This window comes from Catellatospora coxensis (assembly GCF_016862635.1).
In the GTDB taxonomy this organism is placed as follows: Bacteria; Actinomycetota; Actinomycetes; order Mycobacteriales; family Micromonosporaceae; genus Catellatospora; species Catellatospora coxensis.
Genome location: NZ_BONI01000016.1, coordinates 1 through 21,923 on the forward strand (window position 1 = coordinate 1; position 21,923 = coordinate 21,923).

At 69.9% G+C, this 21,923-nt stretch carries 26 protein-coding genes and 2 pseudogenes; 11 read left to right on the top strand and 17 right to left on the bottom strand.

Features of this window, described 5'->3' with window-relative positions; all coding sequences use genetic code 11:
• From Cco03nite_RS11365 to Cco03nite_RS11375, 3 genes are all read right to left on the bottom strand, one after another.
• On the bottom strand, nucleotides 1–774 hold a 774-nt coding region (locus Cco03nite_RS11365; protein ID WP_203692017.1), incomplete at its 3' end, for an RNA-guided endonuclease InsQ/TnpB family protein.
• A gap of 552 nt (nucleotides 775–1,326) precedes the next feature.
• On the bottom strand, nucleotides 1,327–2,172 hold the full coding sequence (locus tag Cco03nite_RS11370) for a universal stress protein (RefSeq protein ID WP_239167298.1): 846 nt from the start codon (nucleotides 2,170–2,172) through the stop codon (nucleotides 1,327–1,329).
• Between the two features lie 178 nt (nucleotides 2,173–2,350).
• Nucleotides 2,351–2,596 carry an acyl carrier protein gene (locus Cco03nite_RS11375; RefSeq protein WP_203692019.1) on the bottom strand — a complete coding sequence of 82 codons (246 nt, stop codon included), beginning with the start codon at nucleotides 2,594–2,596 and terminating at the stop codon, nucleotides 2,351–2,353.
• Nucleotides 2,597–2,924: 328 nt separating this feature from the next.
• Between Cco03nite_RS11375 and Cco03nite_RS42300 the strand changes: the two are divergent.
• Both Cco03nite_RS42300 and Cco03nite_RS42305 read left to right on the top strand, forming a co-directional pair.
• A pseudogene (locus Cco03nite_RS42300) lies at nucleotides 2,925–3,554 on the top strand (phosphoribosyltransferase); the annotation flags it as partial.
• Between the two features lie 87 nt (nucleotides 3,555–3,641).
• The gene (locus Cco03nite_RS42305) at nucleotides 3,642–4,268 is read left to right on the top strand and encodes a dienelactone hydrolase family protein (RefSeq protein WP_373314228.1); all 627 of its coding nucleotides are present in this window, start codon (nucleotides 3,642–3,644) and stop codon (nucleotides 4,266–4,268) included.
• A gap of 325 nt (nucleotides 4,269–4,593) precedes the next feature.
• On the opposite strand, the gene Cco03nite_RS11385 is transcribed toward Cco03nite_RS42305, so the two are convergent.
• From Cco03nite_RS11385 to Cco03nite_RS11395, 3 genes are all read right to left on the bottom strand, one after another.
• Nucleotides 4,594–5,589, bottom strand: coding sequence for an Acg family FMN-binding oxidoreductase (locus Cco03nite_RS11385; protein WP_203692021.1), 996 nt, complete (start codon nucleotides 5,587–5,589; stop codon nucleotides 4,594–4,596).
• Between the two features lie 279 nt (nucleotides 5,590–5,868).
• Nucleotides 5,869–7,248: an MBL fold metallo-hydrolase RNA specificity domain-containing protein gene (locus tag Cco03nite_RS11390; RefSeq protein WP_203692022.1), complete on the bottom strand. Its 1,380-nt coding sequence runs from the start codon at nucleotides 7,246–7,248 to the stop codon at nucleotides 5,869–5,871.
• 154 nt (nucleotides 7,249–7,402) lie between these two features.
• Entirely contained in the window at nucleotides 7,403–7,801 is a 399-nt protein-coding gene (locus Cco03nite_RS11395; protein WP_203692023.1) for a hypothetical protein, read from the bottom strand.
• Nucleotides 7,802–8,324: 523 nt separating this feature from the next.
• Here Cco03nite_RS11395 and Cco03nite_RS11400 point away from each other — a divergent pair.
• From Cco03nite_RS11400 to Cco03nite_RS11415, 4 genes are all read left to right on the top strand, one after another.
• A complete protein-coding gene (locus Cco03nite_RS11400) occupies nucleotides 8,325–8,594 on the top strand; it encodes a metal-sensitive transcriptional regulator (protein WP_203692024.1) in 270 nt (89 codons plus the stop codon).
• 134 nt (nucleotides 8,595–8,728) lie between these two features.
• A complete protein-coding gene (locus Cco03nite_RS11405; protein ID WP_203692025.1) occupies nucleotides 8,729–10,057 on the top strand; it encodes an MBL fold metallo-hydrolase in 1,329 nt (442 codons plus the stop codon).
• 86 nt (nucleotides 10,058–10,143) lie between these two features.
• The gene (locus Cco03nite_RS11410; RefSeq protein ID WP_203692026.1) at nucleotides 10,144–10,722 is read left to right on the top strand and encodes a rhodanese-like domain-containing protein; all 579 of its coding nucleotides are present in this window, start codon (nucleotides 10,144–10,146) and stop codon (nucleotides 10,720–10,722) included.
• On the top strand, nucleotides 10,719–11,483 hold the full coding sequence (locus Cco03nite_RS11415; RefSeq protein WP_203692027.1) for a sulfite exporter TauE/SafE family protein: 765 nt from the start codon (nucleotides 10,719–10,721) through the stop codon (nucleotides 11,481–11,483). Before Cco03nite_RS11410 ends, Cco03nite_RS11415 begins: the two co-directional genes overlap by 4 nt.
• Before the next feature lie 196 nt (nucleotides 11,484–11,679).
• Here the strand turns inward: Cco03nite_RS11415 and Cco03nite_RS11420 are convergent, their stop codons facing one another.
• From Cco03nite_RS11420 to Cco03nite_RS43250, 7 genes and pseudogenes are all read right to left on the bottom strand, one after another.
• Entirely contained in the window at nucleotides 11,680–12,222 is a 543-nt protein-coding gene (locus Cco03nite_RS11420; RefSeq protein WP_203692028.1) for a multicopper oxidase domain-containing protein, read from the bottom strand.
• A complete protein-coding gene (locus tag Cco03nite_RS43130; RefSeq protein ID WP_203692029.1) occupies nucleotides 12,209–12,337 on the bottom strand; it encodes a multicopper oxidase domain-containing protein in 129 nt (42 codons plus the stop codon). The genes Cco03nite_RS11420 and Cco03nite_RS43130 overlap by 14 nt, the downstream gene beginning before the upstream one ends.
• The gene (locus tag Cco03nite_RS11430; protein WP_203692030.1) at nucleotides 12,322–12,561 is read right to left on the bottom strand and encodes a hypothetical protein; all 240 of its coding nucleotides are present in this window, start codon (nucleotides 12,559–12,561) and stop codon (nucleotides 12,322–12,324) included. Before Cco03nite_RS11430 ends, Cco03nite_RS43130 begins: the two co-directional genes overlap by 16 nt.
• A 112-nt stretch (nucleotides 12,562–12,673) precedes the next feature.
• Complete coding sequence (locus Cco03nite_RS11435; protein ID WP_203692031.1) at nucleotides 12,674–13,069, bottom strand: Hsp20/alpha crystallin family protein; 396 nt, start codon at nucleotides 13,067–13,069, stop codon at nucleotides 12,674–12,676.
• Nucleotides 13,070–13,364: 295 nt separating this feature from the next.
• Nucleotides 13,365–13,913 (bottom strand): hypothetical protein, encoded by a 549-nt coding sequence (locus Cco03nite_RS11440; protein WP_203692032.1) that lies wholly within the window; start codon nucleotides 13,911–13,913, stop codon nucleotides 13,365–13,367.
• Nucleotides 13,914–14,266: 353 nt separating this feature from the next.
• The gene (gene chrA, locus Cco03nite_RS11445) at nucleotides 14,267–15,379 is read right to left on the bottom strand and encodes a chromate efflux transporter (RefSeq protein ID WP_203692033.1); all 1,113 of its coding nucleotides are present in this window, start codon (nucleotides 15,377–15,379) and stop codon (nucleotides 14,267–14,269) included.
• A 485-nt stretch (nucleotides 15,380–15,864) separates the two neighbouring features.
• Nucleotides 15,865–16,064: pseudogene (locus tag Cco03nite_RS43250) on the bottom strand (leucine zipper domain-containing protein); the annotation flags it as partial.
• Between the two features lie 294 nt (nucleotides 16,065–16,358).
• Between Cco03nite_RS43250 and Cco03nite_RS11460 the strand changes: the two are divergent.
• Nucleotides 16,359–16,766 (top strand): cupin domain-containing protein, encoded by a 408-nt coding sequence (locus Cco03nite_RS11460; protein WP_239167315.1) that lies wholly within the window; start codon nucleotides 16,359–16,361, stop codon nucleotides 16,764–16,766.
• Between the two features lie 148 nt (nucleotides 16,767–16,914).
• Here Cco03nite_RS11460 and Cco03nite_RS11465 read toward each other — a convergent pair whose 3' ends face one another.
• Nucleotides 16,915–17,553 carry an HAD-IC family P-type ATPase gene (locus Cco03nite_RS11465; protein WP_203692035.1) on the bottom strand — a complete coding sequence of 213 codons (639 nt, stop codon included), beginning with the start codon at nucleotides 17,551–17,553 and terminating at the stop codon, nucleotides 16,915–16,917.
• A 17-nt stretch (nucleotides 17,554–17,570) separates the two neighbouring features.
• Here Cco03nite_RS11465 and Cco03nite_RS11470 point away from each other — a divergent pair, with 17 nt between their 5' ends.
• The 4 genes from Cco03nite_RS11470 to Cco03nite_RS11485 all read left to right on the top strand — a co-directional run bounded on the left by Cco03nite_RS11470 (nucleotide 17,571) and on the right by Cco03nite_RS11485 (nucleotide 19,572).
• Nucleotides 17,571–17,846: a cupredoxin domain-containing protein gene (locus Cco03nite_RS11470; RefSeq protein WP_203692036.1), complete on the top strand. Its 276-nt coding sequence runs from the start codon at nucleotides 17,571–17,573 to the stop codon at nucleotides 17,844–17,846.
• The gene (locus tag Cco03nite_RS11475; RefSeq protein WP_203692037.1) at nucleotides 17,843–18,067 is read left to right on the top strand and encodes a cation transporter; all 225 of its coding nucleotides are present in this window, start codon (nucleotides 17,843–17,845) and stop codon (nucleotides 18,065–18,067) included. The genes Cco03nite_RS11470 and Cco03nite_RS11475 overlap by 4 nt, the downstream gene beginning before the upstream one ends.
• Nucleotides 18,068–18,207: 140 nt before the next feature.
• Nucleotides 18,208–18,843, top strand: coding sequence for a DUF305 domain-containing protein (locus Cco03nite_RS11480; RefSeq protein WP_203692038.1), 636 nt, complete (start codon nucleotides 18,208–18,210; stop codon nucleotides 18,841–18,843).
• Nucleotides 18,844–18,972: 129 nt separating this feature from the next.
• Entirely contained in the window at nucleotides 18,973–19,572 is a 600-nt protein-coding gene (locus Cco03nite_RS11485; RefSeq protein ID WP_239167299.1) for a four-helix bundle copper-binding protein, read from the top strand.
• Here the strand turns inward: Cco03nite_RS11485 and Cco03nite_RS11490 are convergent.
• The 3 genes from Cco03nite_RS11490 to Cco03nite_RS11500 all read right to left on the bottom strand — a co-directional run bounded on the left by Cco03nite_RS11490 (nucleotide 19,469) and on the right by Cco03nite_RS11500 (nucleotide 21,753).
• On the bottom strand, nucleotides 19,469–19,942 hold the full coding sequence (locus tag Cco03nite_RS11490) for a hypothetical protein (RefSeq protein WP_203692039.1): 474 nt from the start codon (nucleotides 19,940–19,942) through the stop codon (nucleotides 19,469–19,471). The genes Cco03nite_RS11485 and Cco03nite_RS11490 overlap by 104 nt on opposite strands.
• Before the next feature lie 292 nt (nucleotides 19,943–20,234).
• Entirely contained in the window at nucleotides 20,235–20,492 is a 258-nt protein-coding gene (locus tag Cco03nite_RS42310; RefSeq protein ID WP_239167300.1) for a formylglycine-generating enzyme family protein, read from the bottom strand.
• 712 nt (nucleotides 20,493–21,204) lie between these two features.
• Nucleotides 21,205–21,753 (bottom strand): hypothetical protein, encoded by a 549-nt coding sequence (locus tag Cco03nite_RS11500; RefSeq protein WP_203692040.1) that lies wholly within the window; start codon nucleotides 21,751–21,753, stop codon nucleotides 21,205–21,207.
• Nucleotides 21,754–21,923: the final 170 nt, after the last annotated feature.

A 21,923-nucleotide genomic window follows, 5' to 3' on the forward strand; every position in this document is an offset into this window, starting at 1 on the left:
CGTCAGCTGGTGCAGGTGATCACGCCGCCGGTCGGCGATGCGGGCATGGATCCGGGCGACCCTGGTCCGGGCCTTGGCGCGGTTGGCCGAGCCTTTCTGCTTGCGGGCCAGGTCACGCTGGGCGCGGGCCAGCCGCCGCCGGTCGGCGCGTTCATGCCGCGGGTTGGTGGTCTTCTCGCCGGTGGACAGGGTCAGCAGGCTGTCGAGGCCGACGTCGACACCCACCGCGCCAGATGCCGCGGTCGGCGTGATCACGTCGTCGCAGAGCAGGGACACGTACCAGCGTCCGGCCGCATCCTGCGACACGGTCACCGTCGAGGGCGTACAGCCTGCCGGCAGCGGCCGCGACCACACGACGTCGAGGGGTTCGGTCATCTTCGCCAAGGTGAGACGACCGTCGCGCCACCGGAACGCGCTGGCGGTGTACTCCGCCGACCGGCGCGAACGCCTCTTCGACTTGAAGCTCGGATGCTTCGCGCGTCTGGCCCAGAAGTTGCCGAATGCGGTCTGCAGGTGCCGCAGCGCCTGCTGCAACGGCACGGACGAGACCTCGTTGAGAAACGCCAGCTCGTCGGTCTTCTTCCAGCCGGTCAGCAGCGCCGAGGTCGCGTTGTAGCCGATCCGCTCCCGGCGCAGGGTCCACGCCTCGGACCGGGCGGCCAAGGCGATGTTGTAGACCAGCCGGACGCACCCGAACGTGCGCGACAGCTGCGTGGCCTGTACGTCGGTCGGGTAGAAGCGGTATTTGAACGCCCGCTTCACCGTCCTGGCCACGGCTCGCATCCTATCTGGGCGCTCGGTAAGCCTGCGGCGGGGTGCGGGTGGACGCCGGTCCGCCTTGGCTGCGGATCGGCTGTGCCTGTCCTGCTGCGCAGGGGTTTCGTTTCCTCTCCGGCCTGAAGGCCGGAGTATCCACGAAGCAATTCGATGACGGCTGTCCAGCACGATCAGCGGATCACCGGTGACGCCCTCAGCTGAGGCAACCCGGGTGGCAAGGCGCACTCGCCCCTGCATCACGTACAGGGTGACGTCGCCTGGGCTTTCGTGTTCGGCCAGGGATTCGCCGGCACGCAGGGCCAATATGCTCTGACGCAGTATGCGAGCGTGTCCGCCGTAGACCGTCTGCACGCTGCGCCCGCTGGATGAGCCGCGGGCGGCGTCCATGAGCTGGGTCGCCAATGCCGTCAACGACGATTTGTCCATGGACGGTCCCTTCGTTGGGCGGACGGTAGATTGTCAGGCCACCCCTACCGGCAGCGGCGTAGACCACGGTGGGCGGCGACATCCTCAAAGGACCGCCGATGAACCACCGCGATCCGACCGGCGCTACCCGGGCGGCGGGGCAATGGCCTCGTCCTGATCGACATCCGTCGGCACGATGAGCACCGGACACGCACTGTGGTGCAGCAACTGCTGGCTCACCGAGCCCAGCAGCAGTCCGGTGAGGCCGCCGCGGCCGCGCCTGCCCACCACCATCAGCAGTGCCGTCTCGCTCAGGTGCACCAGCGAGCGTGCGGTGCGCCCCCTGACCACCACTTCCCGCACGGTGACATCCGGGAACCGCTCCCGCATGCCTGACAGCGCCTCGGCCAGCAGGCGGCGTTCCTGGTCCTCGATCTCGTCGTCCTCATAGGCCAGGGGCAGCAGGTCGCCGGGGCCGGCCGGTGGCGGGCCGGTCCACGCGTGTGCCGCATACAGGTCCGAACTGCGCAGCGCCGCTTCGGTGAACGCGGCCTCCACCGCGCGCGCCGATCCGGGACTTCCGTCGACGCCGAGCACGACCTGGCCACGCGGGTGCTCTTCGCCGCGAGCGACCAGCACGGGCTGCGGGCAGCGTGTGGCCACGTGCAGCGCCACCGAGCCCATCAGCAGGCCGGTGAACCCGCCCAGCCCGCGGTCGCCGACCACCACCAGCTCTGCGTCGCGGCCCTCCTGGATGAGGACAGCCGCCGGTTCCGCGGCGACGGTCGCCGTGCTCACGTCGATCCCGGGCGCGGTCTCGCCCGCGAGACGCGCGGCATCCTCGAGCCTGAGGTCCTCAGCGCGCAGCGCCAGGTCGCCATCGGCACCTGCGGCGTGCACGATCCGCAGCGGGCGTCGGCGTCGTCGTGCCTGCGCCGCGGCCAGCCGCACGGCGTAGTTCGAGTGCGCGGACCAGTCGACTCCGACCACGACAGGACCGTCCACCGGTTCACCTCCCCTGCCATGATCTCGCCCAAGCCACACCGGCGGTGGACGTTCGCACGGGTTGGCTCCGACACGGACTGCGACGTCCGCTGACGGTGCCGGCTTCGACCAGCGATGAACAACCGGCGATGACGACCCGCAGCCGGTTGGTGAGTCAGCTGCGTTATCGACGCGGGGGCCAGGTCAGGAACGACACCGCGCCGGCCAGCGTCGTCAGACACGGATAGTCCTCCTCGTCGATGCGGTGGCCGGTGCGGGTGGACAGTAGTTCGACCAGGCGCAGGAAGTCCACCGAGTCCAGCCCGAGGGTCTCGCGCAGGTCCGCGTCCGGGTGAAGCGCGGACAGGTCGGCGTCGGGAGCGACCTCATGCAGCGCGGTGCGGACGATCGTCTCGATGTCGTCGGGCATCTCCACTCCTCTGGTGTCAGTGGCGGCACTCCGTCGCGGCCTGTCGGCTGGCTCATCGTCCACCCCTGGCCGTTTCCCACATGGTCTCGCCCGACGCGTCGTCCCGGGTCAGATCACCGGGTTCCCACCGCGTCGGGAGGCGACCGCGGAGGACCGCGCCACCGCCCGGCCAGCCCGTGCGGCAACACTCGCCTCCCAGCCAGGTCGTACGGCTCGGCGGGTATGGACCACGGCGATTTCGTTGATGCTCATCTATTCCCGGGCCGCTACCGCGGTGCGAGCAGGACACTGGACGGTGACGAATCCAGGTGGCGGTGAGGTGGGACCGATGTCGTTTCGCCATCGCGTCGACGCCGGCCGGCGGCTGGCCCGGCGGCTGGAGCACCTGCGCGGGACGGATCTGGTCGTGCTCGGCCTGCCCCGCGGGGGCGTGCCCGTGGCCGCCGAGGTCGCCCGCGTGCTGGGCGCGCCGCTGGACGTCATCGTGGTGCGCAAGCTCGGTGTCCCGTTCCAGCCCGAGGTCGCCATGGGCGCCGTCGGGGAAGACGGCGCGCTCGTGCTCAACACCGACGTCCTTCGCGCGGCCCGCGTCGGCGAGCGCGAGCTGGCCGCCGTCGAACGGCACGAACGAGCCGAGGTCGACGACCGGGTCCGCCGCTTCCGCGGGCTGCGCTCCCGCGTCCCGCTGGACGGGCGGACCGCGGTGATCGTCGACGACGGCATCGCCACCGGGGCGACCGCCCGCGCAGCCTGCGAGGTGGCCCGCGCCCACGGCGCCGCACGGGTGGTGCTCGCCGTGCCGGTCGCCTCGCCGTCGGCCGTGGAGCAGCTGTCCCACGTCGCCGACGACGTGGTCTGCGTGGAAATTCCCGCCTACTTCGCTGCGGTCGGCCAGTTCTACGACGACTTCCGCGCCACCACCGACGACCAGGTCGCGGCATTGCTCCAGCAGGCCGCAGACCAGCCCGCCGGGTCACCGGCCACGCCCGACGATCCGCCCGGGGATGTCTGCGACCCGCCGGCCCTGGACACCGACGTCACCGTCATGGCAGGCGACACACGCCTGGCAGGCCGGCTCACGTTACCCGCCGATGCCGGCGGGCTGGTGGTGTTCGTCCACGGCAGTGGCAGCAGCCGCCACAGCCCCCGCAACCGCTACGTCGCCGCCTTCCTCAACGGCGCCGGCCTGGGCACCCTGCTGTTCGACCTGCTCACGCCACAGGAGGAGGCCGACCGTGGCAACGTGTTCGACATCGAGCTGCTCGCCGCCCGGCTCGGCGGCACCCTGGCCTGGCTCCGCGACCGGCCCGCCACCGCGCAACTGCCGGTGGGCCTGTTCGGCGCCAGCACCGGCGCCGCGGCCGCACTGTGGGCCGCCGCCGAGCCCGACGCCGGCATCGCCGCTGTGGTGTCCCGCGGCGGCCGCCCAGACCTCGCCGCGCCCCGGCTGAGCCACGTGCAGGCGCCGACCCTGCTCGTCGTGGGTGGTCTGGACACCGTGGTGCTGCAGCTCAACCAGGCCGCCGCCGCGATGCTGCGATGCGAGCACCGCCTGTCGGTGGTGCCCGGAGCGACCCACCTGTTCGAGGAGCCCGGCACCCTGCAGGCCGCCGCCGCGCTGGCCCGCGCCTGGTTCGCCAACCACCTTCCGGCACTCGGGCGGGCGGCCTGAGCGCCGCTCAGGCGTGCCGCACCCGGGCTGTGGCCGACGTTCCTGCGGGCAGGTATTCACGTACCAGCTGCCAGCTCGTGGTCAGCAGCCCGGTGACGCTGTGCATCACGATCGCCCGTGCATCACGATCGCCCCGGTGCGATGAGCCCGGTGCGACGCCGGACGACCCGAGCACCGTACGACGCTGGCCAGCCAGGCCAGCCACATCGGCAACACACCGGTGCGTGGTTGACGCCCTCGGCCCGGACCGGCACATAGCGCTTCTACCGAAGGTCTTCGCGGCACTATGGTGCACGCTTGTCGATGCGTGGGTTCTTCGAGCAGGTCACACGCGCTCGATGATCTCCGCGGCCGGCAGGCGGGGTGTGCGCGGCGCGGCGCCTTGTGCACGGTCGGGCATGGCGAGCCGCACGGCGATCTGCGCGTATCCGATGTGCTCGAGCAGTCGGTTGACCAGTTGTCGGGTGCCGGGAGTCTCGACCGCGGCCGACAGCGGCAGCAGCGCGATGTCCATGGCGGTGGTGGCGAGCCAGATGTCGGACAGGGCTTGTCCGGCGCGTAGCCACGCACGCGGGTCATCGGCGAATCCGTACAGGATGGCGTAAGTGGCGGCGTCGTCGTGCTGCTCGTTGACGGGCAGCGTGCCGATGTGGCCGAAGTCGCGGGTGGGGACCGCTGTCGAGGTCGGCCCGGTGGGGATGTCCGCGTCGGGTACTCCCGTCCCGCTGCGCCGGTCGGTGCCGGTCCACGTGTCCCGCTCGTGACGGATCGCGGGGTCGCTCGTCTCGTCGGCCTGAGCTTGGGAGACCGCCGCGGCGAGGTCAAGTACCTTGCTGCGGTCGAGTGGTTGCAGTCCGCTGAGGTGGTTCGCAGCGGTCGTTTGCAGCAGCGGGATGACCGTGGCAGGCAGGGGCTGCTGCTGGGGAGGGCGCCTGTCGGTGTGCCGGATGTCGATCGCCTCGCGGAGCCGCTGGGCGTTCGGCATCGGTTCTGCGTGATCGGTGACGGTGATCTTGGCTAGGTGGAGTGAGTCGTCCGGCTGGGGAAGGAGTTGCACTTCGGCTGCGGTCCCCGCTGCCGCGAGCGCGACCTGGACGTGGTGCAGGGCGGTGCCGCAGCTGAGCGTCGCCAGCCTGCGGTCGGGGTCGGTTGCGGGTAGCAGGCGACTCGGTTCGAGGTACAGGTCTGCGGTGCGGCTGCCGATGCGCCATCGCCACGGTTGGGTGTTGTGAATCGACGGCGCCTGCGCTGCGGCCGCGGCTGCTGCGGCCAGGCGGTCGGCGGCGGCGACGTCGTTGAGAGGCGGCTGACCACCGCTCATCATTCCTCCAACCGATGGGCTGTCGTCCCCAGGGCCTACTTGCCCAGTATGGCCGGGTCCGACGGCCGCGTCAGGCGAGCCGCATTCATGCAATCCGCCCTACGCAGCCAGGACGAAGATCAGGCGCATGCAGGTACAGCAGTTGCGCCCGGCGCAGCCAGGACCGTCAAGTGCAGTGGTGCGGCACGACGAGCACCGGCATCGGTGGTGGTTTCGGAGCCCGGCCAGTGCCCGGTAGCGGGCCGCGTAGTCCCTCGTGTGGCAGCTGGCCGAGTCCGGTCAGACCACCACCTGTTCGTCGGGTCGGGCCACTACGGTGCACCAGCCGAGTTCGGCGTCGGCCTTTTCGGCGAGGGTGGCTGCGGCGTGCGGTTCGCCGTGTACGACGTAGCAGGTGGCTGGTGGTCGTGGTGCGCTGCTCAGCCAGGTCAGTAGATCGCGGGCGTCAGCGTGAGCGGAGAACTCGGGCAGGCCGACGACCTCAGCCCGGACGGGGACGTAGCCGCCGTACATCTTCAGTGATCGGGCGCCGTCCAGCAGCGCCCGGCCGCGGGTGCCGGCGACCTGGAATCCGGGCAGCAGAATCAGGTTGCGGGGGTTCGGTGCCAGTTGCTGCAGGTGGTGCACGACTCTGCCGCCGGTGGCCATCCCCGAAGCGGAGATGATCACGCACGGGTACGCCGGCTGGTTGATCTTCTTCGACTCCTCCGGCGTGTGGATCATTCTCAGTTCGCCTGGGTCGAACGGGTCACCGGCCTGCGCCCGGACCTCGTCGCGGATCTCAGGTCCGCCTTCGGTGACGGCCTTGCGGTAGACGTCGAGTGCGGCCAGCGCCATGGGGCTGTCGACGAAAACCGGCACGGGCGGAAGGTACCCGTCACGGACCAGCTGACGCAGGGCCATCAGCAGCACCGGGGTCCGATCGACGGCGAACGCCGGGATGAGCGCGACGCCGCCGCGGCTCAGGGCACGTCTGATCGGGTCGGCGAGGTCTTCCAGGCGGCGCGGCGGGTGCGTCTGGTCGCCGTAGGTCGACTCGACGACGACCGCGTCCGACCCAGGTGCTGCTTCCGGCGGGTTGAGCAGCGGATGGTCGCTGCGCCCGAGGTCGCCGGAGAACAGCGCCGAGCGGCCGTCGGCGGCCGCGTGCACGGTCGACGAGCCGAGGATGTGCCCGGCGCGGTGCAGTGTGACGTCGACTCCGGCGGGTGTGTGCCGGCGGTGCCCGAACGGCACCGGCCGCAGCAGCTTGATCGCTTGGTCGGCGTCCGCGGTGTCGAACAGCGGCAGCGGCGTGCGGTGGCGGCTGTAGCCGTGCCGGGCGGCGAAAGCGGCGTCCTCTTCCTGCAGGTGTGCGGCGTCGCGCAGGACGATCGGGGCGAGCTCGGCCGTCCATGGCGAGCAGTAGACCGGCCCGGTGAACCCTTGGCGGACCAGGCGTGGCAGCCAGCCGCAGTGGTCGAGGTGGGCGTGGCTGAGCACGACCGCATCCGGCGGCTGGTCCAGCCCGGCAGGGCTCTGCCAGTTGCGGCGGCGCAGTTCGCGTTCGCCCTGAAACATGCCGCAGTCGACCAGCAGCCTGCCGCCCGCGGTAGTGGTGAGCAGGAATTTGCTGCCGGTCACCGTCTCGGCGGCGCCCAGGAACCGGAGCGTCACCATGGCGCTGATGTGGCACCCGGAGCAGGTGCCAGCCGGATTGGCGTACAGCCTCGTGCACGTGCGGTGGTCATGATGAGATCCTGCGCCGGCCCGGCTGCGCTTGTGGCTGCCTTGGGCGAATACGGCCCGGCTGGCGCGCAAGGGTCTGCTGCCGTCATGTGGGCCGGTCGCGGATTCGTTGACGGTTCAGGAACTGCCGCAGTTCACGGTCGCTCACCCGCCCTGCGATCATGTGACGGGTGAGCGCCAGCAGCCACAGCGCGACGACGCAGGCGGCCGCTACCACCAGCGCGGCCACTTCGCCGGTGACCGATGCCGTCACTGCGGCAACCAGGCCGGCCGTGGCGAGGACGAAACCTGCGACCAGCGTCGGTTTGCGCGGGCGTTCCAGCAGCAGCCTGCTGTGTTCGATCGCCGCCGTCACCGCGCCGAGGACAAGTACGCCCGCGGCTACCGGCTTCACCTGCAGGATGCTCGGGCCGTAAAAGCCGTAGGTCGCCGCTGCCGCGCCCAGCAGGGTCGTGGACAGCGCATCGCGCCAGGTCAGAATCATGAGATATCCCACCTCGCCTCCCACGCTGCCACGGTCGCGCCGTGGCAGGCAGGGACCATGGTCCGTGGTCAGCCAGGCCGGTTGACCCGCCGCATCCGCCGTGGCGCGGTGACCTACAGCAGGTGGGCTAGCGCGTCACCGCCGGTGCCGTTGCCAGTGACGGCGCGACGTTGTGGCTGGTCACGGCGGCCAGCGGTCGAGGTGATGCAGTCCGGTAGCTCAGCGCCCTCGGCACTGGCCCTGGACGACGCGGTGCGGCAGATGCTCGACGGCGGGTTCCGCCATCTGGCGGTCGCGGACGCGCAGGGATGCCGTGTCGGGGTGCTGGCAGCCCCATAGGCATGCTCGCCGGCAGTGACCTGATCAGGCTTGTCGCCTCGTGAACGCCACGGCCTCCGCTGAAGGCGCCTACAACCACGTTGCCACCAGCTGCAGGTTGCCGCCATCCGCCGCCGAGCCGTCCGACCGGTGGCGTGAGCCACACGGCTTGCCGCGCCCATACCCCCGGGGGTACCTTCGGGTCATGCAGTTGAACGAAGCGCTCGCCGGAGATGGCCTCAACCGCCTCAAGCGGGCCCAGGGCCAGCTCGCCTCCGTGATCTCGATGATCGAGGAGGGTGAGGAGTGCGAGAAGGTGCTCACCCAGCTCGCCGCCGTGTCCCGGGCCCTGGACCGGGCCGGCTTCAAGCTCGTCGCCTCCGGTATGCGCCACTGCCAGCGCGCTCGCGAGCGGGGCGAGGAGCCGCCGATGACCGAGGAGGAGCTGGAGAAGCTGTTCCTGGCACTCGCCTGATCAAGTAGCCGCCACCTGCCCCACCGGGTGGCGGCGTTTTTCGGCTCGCCGTATACCCCCGGGGGTATATGAAACACCGTTTTGTAATCATGTAATACCCCCGGGGGTATCATTTGAGAGAGGTGAAACCTGTCATGGAGATCGTCTCGTTCCGCACGCCCGGCCTGGGCGACCAGACCTACCTGCTCGTCCACGAGGGGCAGGGAGTGCTCGTCGACCCGCAGCGCGACATCGACCGCTTCCTCGACACCGCCGCCGAACGCGACGTGGACCTGCGGTTCGTGCTGGAGACGCACCTGCACAACGACTACGTGTCCGGCGCCGAACAGGCCGCGCTGCGCACCGGGGCGCAACTCGTGCTGCCCGCCGCGGCGGCTCCGGCGTACCCGCACACCCCGGCGTTCCACCTGGAGGACATCAAGGGCGGGCACGGTCTGAGCCTGCGCCCGATCCACACACCCGGCCACACGCCCGAGCACACCAGCTACCTGGTGCTGATCGACGGCGAACCGGTGGCGGTCTTCTCCGGCGGCAGCCTGCTGGTCGCCTCGGCCGGGCGCCCCGACCTGCTCGGCCCCGCCCGGGCACGTTCGCTGGCCCGGCTGCAGTACGGCTCGCTGCACCGGCTGGCCGGGCTGCCGCGCGGGGTCGAACTGCTGCCCACCCACGGCGAGGGCTCGTTCTGCACCGCCACGGGAGCGGGCCGGTTCACCTCCACCGTCGGCGACGAGATCGACACCAACCCGCTGCTGGCCGTGGGCGGGCCGGAGGAGTTCGCCGACCGGCTGCTGGCCGCGCCGATGCCGATCCCCGCGTTCTACCGGCACATGGGGCCGGCCAACACGCTCGGCGTGCCGCCCATGCCCGCACTGGCGGTGCCGGAGCTGGACCTCGACCGGCTGCCCGAAGCGGCGCACGTGGTCGACATCCGTCCGCGCGCCACGATGGCGGCCGGGCACCTGCCCGGTTCGCTCGGCATCGAGCTCAGCGCCGACTTCGGCTCGTGGACCGGCTGGCTGCTGCCCCACGGCGAGCCGATCGCCCTGGTCGCCGAGCGTGGCCAGGACGTCGCCGAGGCCGTCACCCAGCTGGCGCGGATCGGCGCCGACGCAGTCACCGGCGTCGTATACGACCTCACCGACCGGGCCACCGCGCACTTTCCCGCCCTGAACCTGGCCGAGTTCACCCGCCGCGCGGCAGCCGACCGCGAGCAGGTGCTCGACGTGCGGATGCCCGGCGAGCACGCCGCCGCCGCGCTGGCCGGCGCGGTGCACCGCTTCCTGCCCGACCTGCTAACCGGCGGCATCCCCGCCGAACTTGATCGCGATCGGCCCGTGTTCGTGGCCTGCGGTTCCGGCCGTCGCGCCGCCATCGCCGCGACCGTGCTGCTGCGCGAGGGCTACCGGCCGGTCGTGCTCGACGGCGCGGGCGTGCCCGACCTGATATCCGCCCTCGACGCCTGACCCGGGCCGCGTCACGCGCCAGCCTGCGTCGGGCCGGATTCCGCTCCGTATACCTCGACCATCCCGTGAACAGAGGAAGTCCAGTCATGTCCCACACCGCATCCGCCATCGACGTCATCTCAGCCCGTGCTCTTCTCGGGAGCAGCCCTGACGTCCTGCTCCTCGACGTGCGCACACCCGGCGAGTACGAGACGGCCCACATCGAGGGCTCCGTCAACCTGCCCCTCGACCAGTTCGACGCGCAGCTGCCTCACGTCACGGTCGCCGCCGGCACCACGGTGGTCATCGCCTGCCAGTCCGGCAACCGGGCCCGGCAGTGTCAAACGAAACTGGACGCCGCCGGGCTGCGCGGCAGCCGGGTGCTCACCGGCGGGCTCAACGCGTGGCTCGCCGCCGGAGGGCCGGTCGTGCGCGGTCGGCAGCGCTGGAGCCTTGAGCGCCAGGTTCGACTTGTCGCCGGTGGCATCGTTCTCGTCTCGATCATCGCCAGCGTCTGGCTTCCCGCTGCCCGCTACGTCGCCGGTTTCATCGGCGCGGGGCTGGTGTTCGCGGCGCTCACCGACACCTGCGCCATGGGCATGGCACTGTCCCGGATTCCCTACAACCGGCGCGGCGGCGCGGCCGCGTCGGCGCCCGGCCGTATGAGCGCCGGAGCACACCGGTGACCGCGGTCGCGGGCCTGGTCCTGGCAGCCTCGGTCCTCATCGGTCTCATGCTGGGCCTGCTCGGCGGCGGAGGTTCGATCCTGACCGTCCCGGTCCTGGTCTACCTCGCCGAGGTCGACCCCAAGCCGGCGATCGCCATGTCCCTGGTCGTGGTCGGTGCCACCAGCGCGGTCGCCCTGATCCCGCACGCCCGCGCCGGCCGGGTCCGGTGGCGCACCGGAGTGCTGTTCGGGACGGCCGGCATGGCCGGCGCCTACTTCGGCGGGCGCGCTGCCGGGCACATCCCCGGCAGCGTCCTGCTCATCGCGTTCGCGGCCATGATGCTGGTCACCGCGGTCGCGATGCTGCGCACCCGCCGCGACAGCGCCGCGGCCGAACCGGTGCCCGGCAGCCGCCTTCCCGTCGTGAAGATCCTCGCCGAGGGGGCCGCGGTCGGCCTGGCCACCGGGCTGGTCGGAGCCGGCGGCGGGTTCCTGGTCGTCCCCGCGCTGGTCCTGCTCGGCGGGTTGCCCATGCCCGTCGCCGTGGGCACCTCGCTGCTGGTCATCGCCATGAAGTCCACCGCCGGACTGGCCGGATACCTGCACACCGTGACGATCGACTGGCCGCTGACCGCCGCCGTTACCGCGATCGCCGTGCTCGGCAGCCTCGCCGGGAGCAGGCTGGCCGGCCGAATCGACCCGGCACTGCTACGACGCGCCTTCGGCTGGTTCGTCGTCGTCATGGGCCTAGGCGTGCTCGCCCGGCAGATGACTGGCTGACCCGCCCGGCCCGGACCGGCATTTCAGGGACAGGAGCCGCCTGCCTCCGCCTTCCGAGGCCCGGTCCCGCAGGACGGAGCAGGCCGACCCGGCTGCGGCAGGCCGCCGGCATGGCGGTCTGCCGCCTGGCACCCCGCCGGTCGACACCGCGTCGCGCGGCCCCCGCGCCGTACCGGGACCGATCCGCGAAGGTCGGTCAAGCCTGGTAACCGAGCAGGGTCATCATGCCGGCTTCGGCGTGGTAGGCGTTGTGGCAGTGGACCATCCAGCGCCCGGGGCTGTCGGCGTCGAACCACGTCGAGACCGTCCTGCCGGGCAGCACCAGCGCGGTGTCCTTGCGGGAACCGGACGGGCCGCCCAGTGCGAAGGTGTGCCCGTGCAGGTGCATCGGATGGAACATCCTGGTGTCGTTGACGTAGTCGAGGCGGACCCGCTGTCCAGCGGCGACGACGTGCGCCACGGACGTGTGGTCGAAGCGCGCTCCGTCGATGCGCCAGTCGTAACCCATCATGCCGCCGGTCAGGCTCAACCGGACCACACGGTCCTCGCGACGCTCGGGAAGCGCGACGGATGCGGCCGGGACCAAGGTGTCGTATCCGAGGACACGCCGGTCCAGCTCGGCCGGGCGCACCGACACCGGCGGCGGCCGTCCGCCGCCGGTGCGGAGCACGGCATACGCGGCCGCGTCCTTGCCCTCCGCCAGCGCCACCAGCGGGAACACGCCGTCACCGAGGGTCACCGTCGTTACGCAGCGCCACACCATGCCAGTGCACGCTGGTGTCAGCGCGCAGCCGGTTCGACACGTCCACCCGGAGCTGATCACCGGCGTCCAACCGGATCACCGCACCGGGCACGCGCCCGCCGTAGCACCACGGCGCACCACCGGACCGCCCAGATCGACCTCGGCGTCCACCGCCTCCAACCGGAACTCGCGCACCGTCCCCGGGTGCCGGGCCAGCTCGGCCTCGCGCACCTGCCGCCCGTCCGGCGCCACCGTCGGACTGGCATGGCCGGTGCACCCGGCCAGACCCGCGGCTGACAGCGCCGCGTCTGCCAGCACCGCCCTACGGGTGACCATCGCCTTCTCCCCTTTGCCGATGACGGACCGCGATGCGCAGGTCCGCCGCAGGTCGCCATTTGTGGCGGCAGGGCACGGCACCGGTCACACCGCGCCCTGCCGGGCCGGCAGGTCAGCTCCCCGCGATCGGGATCTGCCGACCGGCGGCTTCGGCGGACCTCAGCGGCACGACGACTTCGAGGATGCCCTTGTCGTAGGAAGCCTTGATGTTGTCGGCATCGGCGTTGCCCGGAAGCCGCACGGCACGCTGCAACATCCCGTACCGGAACTCCGAGCGGCCCTTGACCTGCTCCTCGTACCGGCGCTCGGCGTGGATGCTGAGCACCGCGCCGTCCACGGAGACCTGGATGTCCTTGTCCGGGTCCATGCCGGGCAGCTCCGCCCGGATCCGGTACTCCTGGTCGGTCAGCGAGTCCTCCAAGCGGATGACATGCCCGGGCAGCAGGGGACGGTCGCTCTCCAGCCAGTCGGTGAAATCGCCGAACAGCCGCGGCATCAATGCGGTCATGATCTTCTCCCTCCGGGTGATGCCTGCATGCTCATTCGACGACCGCGGCACCCGTGCCGGAAGGGTCTCCGGTCCGCCTAGGCCAGGACTTTCGCCCGTAATAGGACGTCGAGCCGCTGTCTGCGAACGGGGCATGGAGGTTCAGCACGGCGGACAGCGGGAGGGTGAGAGCACGGACCGCCGCGGGATCGAGACCCAGCGCGTACGCCGATCGGCCAGGTGATGGGCGACCCGTAGTACTGCTCCCTCAGGTGCACGTCCAGCTCGATGTACGGGGGACCGCACCCGTGCGGCGTCAGCGGCTGCTCGCCGCTGCGATCGCCGCCGCCCCGATGAGTGGCAGCGAGGTGACAGCCCAGCTGAGGCCGACGTGCAAGACCGCGTTTCGGGAGAACAGCCGCGGCGTGGCCGCCGATGCCACGCTCGGGTTCGGCGCAGCGTCCGCTGCCGGGGCCGCCGGGCGGAAGAAGGATCCACGGCTGCCGGCCCACGCCACCGACAACACGATCGTCGTGAGCCAGATGAAGTACCAGTTACCGCCAGGGGCCGAGAATCCACCCTTGATGCCGGGTCCCACGAACCATGCCACCAGACCCACCACGGCGAGGTGAACCAGGACCAGGGCAGTGTTGCGCCAGCCCTGGGCTAGCGACCGCCCCGCTTTGCGGGCCCAGCCAGCGTGCAGCACAGCGCCGAGCACCACCGCGGCCACGCACAAGACCATCAACCCGTAGCCGTAGCCCTTCCAGCGCTGCCGGGCCGATCCCAGCAGTTCGACACTGTCGGCGAGACTGGTCAGCCATATCGCCGCCGCGAGGGCGCACGCGATGGTCAAAAGGCTCATCCAGCCTCGGTATGCCCCGCCGTCCCAGGGCGGTGGTGGTTTGGTCACGGCAGGGATGGTAGCGATCTTCGGCAAGGCGGGGTCGGGTGGTCCGGCTGCCGCGGCACCGACCGCAGGACCGGACCAGGCCCAGGCCCATGGGCGGGATCGTGTTGCCGAGTCGGGCGTGTCGACGAGCACGGGAGATGGAATCTCCGCTGCCGCGCCCGCCCGGTCGAGGGTGCTGCGGTCAGCTACGCCGGGCGGTCTGCGCGGCGCGCAGATCGTGCAGTAACCCGACCTGATTGACCAGGACCTCGGTTGCCCGCAGGCCTTCGAGCACGCCGATCGCGTCGGGCTCGGGTGTCCTATGGTCAGGTGAGCAGGGTGTGGCCCAGGCCGATGGCGGCACCTGCGGCGATATACCAGGCGTTGTTGAGCTTGGTCTTCCACAACAGCAGCAGGGTGAACGCGGCGATGGCGGCGGCGAGCGGGTCGATGATCGAGGTCCGCGCCAACTGGTAGGACACCCCGGCCATCAGCGCCAGCGCCGTGGCGTTGACGCCGTCGAGCAGGGCCGAGGTCCACGGCGAGGCGCGCAGCCGGTCGGTGAGCTTGGTGAGCAGACCGACGAACACGAACGAGGGCAGGAAGATCGCTACGGTGGCGACGAGCGCGCCGGCGGGTCCGGCGACGAGGTAGCCGATGAAGGTAGCGGTGGTGAACACCGGCCCGGGGGTGACCTGGCCTATGGAGACCGCGTCGATGAGCTGCTGCTGGGTGATCCAGTGCAGCCGGGCGACGAAGTCGCCTTGCAGGAACGCCAGCAGCACGTAGCCGCTGCCGTACAGCACCGATCCGATCTTGAACATGGTCAGGAACAGGGTCCAGAGCTGGTTGCCGGTCGGGTCGGGAATCAGCGGCTGCCCGCCGAGCATCGGCACGCCGATCCAGGCGCCGATCCGGGGCCGGAGTGGGTGGCGGATCAGGTGTGCGGCGGCGGCGAGCACCGCGCCGGTGGCGAGGATGAGCAGTTCGTTGACGCCGAGCAGGTATGCCGCCAGGCCGGCGGCGGCGAGCAGGCCGAGCCACACGCTTTTGACCGCGGTGCGCAGCAGGGCGAACAGGGCGTGGGCGATGATCGCGATCACTGCTGGGACGATCCCGTAGAGCAGCCCTTCCACGGCCGGGGTGTCGCCGTAGGTGACGTACGCCCAGGCCAGGCCGGTGACGATGAGCGCGGCCGGGAGGATGAAGCAGATTCCGGCCGCGATCAGGCCGCGCCGGCGGGCCCGGTCGAAGCCCAGGTGGATGGCAAGTTCGGTGGAGTTGGGGCCTGGGATCAGGTTGGTGGCGCCCATCAGGTCGACGAACCGCTCGTCGGTCACCCAGCCTCGGCGGCGCACGATCTCGTCGCGCATCATCGCGGTGTGCGCGGCGGGACCACCGAACGCGATCACCCCGAGCTTGAGGAACAGCAGCGCCACCTCGCGTACCGACCCGGCGGGCGGCCCGGCGATTTCCCCGATCGGGTTGGCGTAGGCCCGTCGCCACTGGTCCGTTCGTTCGTCATGGCCTGCCCGCGCCCCGTTCTGGTGATCTCGGTCGCCGATCGTACGGACCGCTTATGAACAGCAGCAGAACACTAGCTTCGCTCATTCATGAAGTTTCGGATCTTGGCCTGAGTCAGCTCGCGCGGTGAGATCTGTCGATTGCGGCTGGTCGCGTGAATGCTCAGCCCGGCATGGGCCGGGTCTCTTTGTAGCCAGTCGCAGGACTGCTGGATGAATAGCTTGATCAGGTCACAGGTCTGGGTAGTGCCGCCAGGCGGGCGAACGCGGTGGCCAGCTCGAATGCCCATGGCCAGGTCGCGTGGATGCGCAGATGGACCTGTCGCGCGCGGCGCGTGATGCGGGCGGCGACGTGCAGGACCTGACAGTGCAGCCTGCGGGGTTCGGCGGTGGTCTTGCGCGGGCAGCCGGTGGGCGGCGCTGGGGCGGTCGGCGTGGCCGGCGCCGCCTTCGGCCCGCCAGCAGGCCAGTCATTTGTAGCCGGTGGCGCGGGAGCGGCCCAGTTCTTTGACGACGTGGGTGGCTGGCCGGCGGTCGTGGACGACGCGAGTGATGAGCAGGCGGCGTCCGTGCAGGTCAGGCGGGCGTTACGATGGTGCACGAGGACCTCAGGTCGGTGGTGGGCGTCAGCCAACTCATACCCCGCCAGCGGTCTTCTTTTGCTCAAGGCCTGGTGTCAACAACGCTCGTGAGTGCTACATCTAGCGGAAGGGGCATCCTGCTCCGGCCGGGGCCGACGGAGGCTGCAGGCGGTTGAAGCGCAGAGTCGCGGCGAGCTGAGGTGCGCTAAGCCGAGCACGTCCCGCTGTCGCCAGACTCATTCAAGCCGGGTCAAGCAGGACCCGGCCGAGGCTGGCGAGCGAACCACCGTGTCGCCCAGGTGGAGGTGAGCAGTATGACCACCGTAGAAAACCGCAGCACCTCGGTGCTGACTCCGCTGTTCGGCAAACAGCTGTCTGACGTCGCCCAGCCGGTCGAGGTCATGACTTTGCTGGTGGAGATTCCGCCCGGCGGCAAGGGTCTGCCGCCGCACAAGCACTCCGGCCCGATCTTCGGATACATGATCGAGGGTGAGATGCTCTTCGAGCTCGAAGGCGAGCCCGAGCGTGTCGTCAAGGCCGGTGATGCGTTCTTCGAGCCCGGTGGAGACGTCATCCACTACCAGGACGCCAACAACCTGCCCGACGCGACGAGCCGGTTCGTGGTCGTCATGCACATGGTTCCCGGCCAGCCCATGCTCACCTATGTCGATGATGATGAGCTGGAACGCCGCCGCGATCGACGCGCCCCGCGCCCGCAGTAGCCCGCACACCCGGTGCCACGACTGTAGGCGCACCGCCTGCCGCCAGGTCTGTATTCCGTCCGCATCGGATCGCGCCTGAGCAAGTCGCCGCCGGTTACCCACCCGCCCGCGCTGGCGGGTGGGTAACCGGCGGCGACCGGTGCTCGCCTCAGGCGGATACGGCGGTCGCCGGAGTCGGCGAGGCAGCCGGACGATGACGGCGCAGCAGCAGAGCGTTGAAGGTGACGATGATCGTTGAGGCGCTCATCAGCAGCGCCGCCCACTCCGGACGCAGCAGCAGACCCAGGCTCGGGTAGAGCACACCGGCGGCGACCGGGATCGCGAGCAGGTTGTAGATCGCGGCCCAGAACAGATTCTGCTTGATCTTCTTGCGGACGGCGCGCGCGATGCGCAGGGCGTAGCCGACGTCGGCGGGGTTGTCGCGGATCAGTACGACGTCGGCGGTTTCGACGGCGACGTCGGTGCCCGCGCCGATCGCGACGCCGATGTCCGCTTTGGCCAGGGCGGGTGCGTCGTTGACGCCGTCGCCGACCATCGCGACCTTCGCCCCCGACTGCTGCAGCCGGTCGATGTGGCTGGCTTTGTCTTCGGGCAGCACCTCGGCGATGACGGTGTCGATGCCCAGTTGCCGGGCTACTGCTTCGGCGGTGGAACGCTGGTCGCCGGTGAGCATCACCGTGCGGACACCGGCTTCGTGCAGATCGGTGATCGCGGTGCGGGCCTGGTCGCGGATCGGGTCGGCGACGGCGACGACACCGGCCGGTTGGCCGTCGGCGGCGACGTACATGGCGCCTCGTTACTGCGGTGCCGGGTAATGTCGCAGACCCTGTTCGTGGCGCCTACGCCCCCGACGACCTCGAAGTCGCCGCAGGCCTGCCCACCACCCTGATCGTCCGGTCGGACAAGGCGACCGGCTGCGTGCGATCGTTCGTCATCCCCAGCCTGGCCATCGACGAGATCCTCCCCATCAACGGCGACACCCGCATCGACTTCGGCGTGCTCGAACCCGGGCGGTTGGCCTACTCGTGCGGCATGGGCATGTACACCGGCCGCCTGACCGTCACGGAGCCGTCCTCATGAGCGCCACGCACGTCTTCACCGTCACCGGGATGCACTGCGCCAGCTGCGGGATCCTCATCGACGAAACCCTCGAAGAGGAGGTCGTCGGCGTGCAGCGCGCCGAGACCAGCGTCCGCAGAGGCCGCACCGTCGTGACCGCCGACGACACCGTCGACCCGGCCGTCATCGCCGCGGCGATCACCACGGCGGGATACCAGGCAGCCCTGTCATCGAAGACCTGACTGCCGCACCGTGGCACGGCGCCGGAACACACGCCGGCACCGTGCCACCACCCCGCGGTTTCGCGACTGGCGCAAACCGGCAACAACGAAGTCTTTCCGGACTTACGGTGGTCGAGGTGGCTCGTCCCAGGGAGGCCGACATGGCTCACGCCGTACGCACCGCAGCACTGACTGCAGTACTGATCGCCGCAGGCGCCTCAGCCGGCTGCGCAGGCACGCAGACCGCCCAGCCGCCACAGGTCCCAGCGGTGGCGCAGCCGAGCCCGACGCAGCAGTTCAACGACACCGACGTGCAGTTCCTCCAGCAGATGATCCCCCACCACCAGCAGGCACTCATGATGGCGGCCATGGCCGCCCAGAAAGCAGCCGGCGCCGACGTCAAACAGCTCGCCGCGGCAATCGAGCAGGAGCAGCAGCCTGAGATCGACCAGATGAGCACCTGGCTGAAGCAGTGGGGCAAACCGGTGCCGTCGATGGGCCCCGGCATGGCGATGCCGTCGATGTCACCGCCCATGGGCCACGGCATGATGCCGTCGATGGGCCCGATGCCCGACATGGGCCAGATGCAGAACATGACCGGCGAGCAGTTCGACCAGATGTTCCTGCAGCTGATGATCGCCCATCACGAGGGCGCGGTCGCCATGGCGAAAGCCGAGATCGCCGGTGGAGCGAACCCGGCGGTCAAGCAGCTGGCGGAGAAGATCCAATCCAGTCAGAACGCGCAGATCGAGCAGATGCGCCAGATGCTAGCCGCCACACCCACTCCCACTCGATGACCCTTCCCACGCCGACCTACTGCGGTGAAGATCGGCTACCGGCGGTGGCCCTGTCAAGCTCCCCCTGGACCGCATGGAGATCTCTGCGCACGGGTATACCCGCTGGCGTAGCAACCGAGGGAGACCACGATGACCAACGTGACCATGCCCATGCTCGAAACCTACCCGCTGGAGATCAACCTCGATCGGCGCCAACTCGCCGCTGCGATCGACTCGCTGATCGCGTGCAGTGAGGCGTGCACGGCGTGCGCCGACGCCTGCCTGAGCGAACCGATGATCGCCGAGCTGGCCAAGTGCATCCGCACGAACCTCGACTGCGCCGACATCTGCTCGGCGACCGCGCGGGTGCTGTCGCGGCACACCGGCTACGACGCCAACATCAGCCGCACGCTGCTGGAGGCTTGCGTGATGGCGTGCCGGTCGTGCGCCGAAGAGTGCGAGCGCCACGCCGACATGCACGAGCACTGCCGTATCTGCGCGCAGGCCTGCCGAGACTGCGAAGCCGCCTGCAAGCAGCTGCTGGCCGCCATGTGCCCCTGCGGCACTCCGGCAGGGCCGCGGGCTGTTCTCAAGCCCGCCGGCCCTACCGATGCGGGATTTCCTCGCTGCCGGGCAGCCGTCGCGACTACCCGGCAGCGATGTGCGTCGCAGGCTTCTTCCAGCGGCGCACCAGAAATACGCCGATGCGCCAGGCGTAGAACAAGGCGAACCCGCTGGCGACCGCGGTGAGGACGCCGGTGCCTTCGTAGAACAGCCCGGTTGCCCGCGTTGACCACAAGGCGAAGGCGGTGGGCACCTGCTGCTGGTCACCGCCGGGCAGGAACGTCAGATTCGACAGACCGACCGCTTTGAGGACATGGTCGAGGAACCCGTCGACAACGCCGAACGACCAGATCACGAACGCGTTGTAGATCAGGTACGCGACGAGCGCCCACCGGTTGGCACGCCACCGGTAGGCCGCGGCAAGCAGAGTCGGCACCAGCGCGAGCGCGATCGCAGCAAGTAGCACCCCCGTGCCCAGACGGAACACGTGATGCGCACCGGTCGCGATCATGGCGGCGGTGACTGCGGCCTGGGACCTTCCCAGCAGTCGGTTCATGTAGCCCCCTTCTTTCCGAACACTGCGTTCGGAAACGAACGCTACGTTCGCTACGATGACGCCACCAGGAACAGATCCGCGGCGGATGTCCGCTAACGCACGGGTACGGACCGGCAGTTCGGGAAAGGACCGTGACGGTGACCACACCATCTGACCGGCGGGTGCGACGCTCGCAGCACGCCCTCAAAACCGCACTTCTGACCTTGGTGAGCGGTTGCGCCCCGTCTGTGGCCAAGCCAGGGAACCTGATTCCGACGCTGAACAGATGACAAAAAAGGAAATACAATGATCTTTACGGCGTGGTGCTTGCGACGCCTGCGACAGTCCTGAAGCCGGTGTTGCCGGTGGACGAGTCAGGCGTGTCGGCGGACCGGGCGGAGTTGCGGTAGCGGTTGCAGTACGAGTCGTGGCACAGGTAGGAACCCCCGCGCAGCGCCCGGGTCGTGCCCTGCGACGGGCCGGTCGGGTTGTCGCGCGGGGCAATCCGGTAATAGGTGGAGTGGTGGTGGTCGGCGCACCACTCCCACACGGCGTGTCGAGCAGGTCTCACATCCCGTCCGGGCAAAAGCCGTTCCAGCCGATCATCGCGGCGGCGTCGCCCGGTTCGCGCCGGCCGGGTCGACGTCGAGCAGGTCTTCGGGCCACCGGCCGTCCTCGTAGTGCCCGTAGTTGCCGTGCATGCCATGGGACCGGTCCACAGTGACGGCACCGGACTGGCGCTGCGGGTGCGCGACCCTGATGCGATCGTGGCCTGAAGCGGATACCCGCGCCCGCTTCGCCGGTATGCACTGTGGAGCCTGCGCAGTGGCGGCCGGTGGGATCGTGAGCGCCGCCGCCAACAGCTCATCCGTCGGCTCGCGCAACATGGGCATGGCGACGACGGCGCAGGAGCAGCGAAACGGCCGTTACTCGGCAGCGATCATGAGGCTCCGTTGATCTCAAGCTCCGTGATGGTGTCGAGGTACACCGGGAGTCGGTCGAGCAGGCCGTGGTAGCCGGTGGCTGGCAGCCGCCAGTTCTTGAGGTGTGATGACCTGGATGTGGCTGTCGAACAGTTCTGCCAGCTGCGCCTGGGCCAGGTTGTGGCGTAGGTAGAGCAGGGCGAGCAGCACCGCGCGGTATGGGCCGACGGCGCGGCGGCGTTCTGGTCCAGGTCGGGGCGGGCGTAGCCGTCGAGCACGAGCTGGTCGGCATTATCGCTGTTCAGGACCGTTACAGTCTCTACTCGCGACGGCCTGGTGCAGTACTTGAGCGCGTAGTAGTCAAGAGCGCAACCTGACCTTGGGGCGTCGAGCCGGATCACGCTCGGCGACTGCCAGTAGGTGTCTGACACGGGCGGCGGTCAGGCCGTGTCCGTCCGCCAGTAGGTGTGCTGCCTCGAGGGCGAGGCTGTGCCGCGACCAGGCGAACTCGGCGGTCGGCGCGTGCTCGGTGGTGTCGCGGATGGCGAGTAGGACTCCGGCGATGGCGGGTGCGACCGAGGGTGCATGGACAGCCAGGATGTGATGCCCGTGGTCGATCTCGCCGCGTACGCTCGCGACTGCCTGCCATGCCGGCACGACCGTCACCTCGATGTAGATGACACCGACGGCCGGTTGTTGACCATGCCCGGAGGAAGGTTGGCGACCGCCCGGGGGCGGTTCCAGCCCGATCACGCGTACGGCTGGCCATTCGCCGACTGAATTGATCATGGATCGAGCGTTGTCGTCGATTGCCAGCCGGGGAAGCCGCCACCGCAGCCGCAATCTTGCCCAGCACCACAAGCCCAGCACGACGCCGACTACCACCGTGACGGCGAGGGTGTTCGTCATGTGGCAGCAACTGCGGCGGCTGCGAACCCAGGATATGGGCGATCCGGTGAACCGATGCGCATGCTCTGGCCTTCGGGTCGGGGGTCGATGCGGACAACGCCGACCAGCCTTCCCGGCACACCGGTGCCAATGGTAGCGGCGAGAAGGCTGGTTGCTTGGCTCAGGCTGGC